The 1,234-nt window shown below is 53.8% G+C and carries 1 pseudogene; it reads left to right on the top strand.

Annotation, left to right across the window (positions count from 1 at the left end):
* Positions 1-61: 61 nt before the first annotated feature.
* Positions 62-1,220 (top strand): annotated as a pseudogene (locus ACJ5NV_RS20390) (IS30 family transposase).
* Positions 1,221-1,234 lie beyond the last annotated feature (14 nt).

A 1,234-nucleotide genomic window follows, 5' to 3' on the forward strand; every position in this document is an offset into this window, starting at 1 on the left:
CGGGTGCTTTCAATGGATCGACGCAACACTTTAGTCTTTTGGGAAAGATGGATTGTAAGTCATGGCCTACCGAACGCAGATATTTTTCACTGAGAAACAGAAGGCTGAGATCTGGGACCGGTGGCAGCGCGGAGAGTCAATGAGTTCGATTGGACGTGTGTTTGATCGGGGATCATCATCAATCTATCCTCTGCTTGAGCGTACAGGCGGCATCAGGCCGCTGATCCGGACACGGTCTCGGTTGGCGCTTACACTGAGTGAACGGGAAGAGATTTCCCGCGGTCTTGTGGCTAAGCAGTCGCTGCGATCCATAGCGCGCAATCTGCGCCGAGCGGTTTCAACCATTAGTCGGGAAGTGCGTCGCAACGGCGGTTCAAAACACTATCGTGCAGCGACTTCTGATGCGCATGCCTGGGATCGAGCGCTTCGCCCGAAGCTGTGTAAGTTGGTTGGTAACGACTATCTTTGCCGCATGATATCGACCAAGCTGCATCGCAAGTGGTCTCCGCAACAAATTGCAGGTTGGCTCATGCGCGAACACCCTGATGATGAAGACAAACGCATCTCGCACGAGACGATTTATCGAAGCCTGTTCATTCAGACGCGTGGCGTTTTGAAGAAGGAATTACAGGCGCATCTTCGTGCAACACGCTCCATAAGGCGCTCGCGTCACGCGACGTTGAAGAGGAGCGGCTTGGGCAAGTTCAACGACGCAGTTTCTATTCGAGATCGACCTGCTGAGGTTGAAGACCGTGCGGTACCAGGCCACTGGGAGGGCGATCTGATCGCTGGCTCTGGAAACAGCTTCATTGCCACACTCGTCGAGCGCAACACCCGCTTTGTGAGGCTGGCAAAGGTCGGCAACAAGGACAGCCACAGCGTCATTCAGGCCTTGATAAAGCAATCTCGCAAGCTGCCAAAAGAACTATACCGCTCTCTCACATGGGATCGTGGCACCGAGATGGCGGGTCACAAGACGTTCACCCTGGCGACTGATATCGATGTCTTTCTGTGCGAGCCGCACTCGCCGTGGCAACGCGGCACAAATGAGAACACAAACCGCTTGTTACGTCAGTACTTTCCAAAGGGAACAGATTTGTCGATACATAGCCAAGCAAAACTGAGTGCCGTCGCAAGACGCTCAACGAACGACCAGGAAAACGCTGGGATACGAAACACCAGCAGAACGGTTCAACGCATGTGTTGCAGCGATCCGTTGAAATCACCGGACGAA

The sequence above is a fragment of the Loktanella agnita genome (assembly GCF_046640325.1).
Classification (GTDB): domain Bacteria; phylum Pseudomonadota; class Alphaproteobacteria; order Rhodobacterales; family Rhodobacteraceae; genus Yoonia; species Yoonia agnita.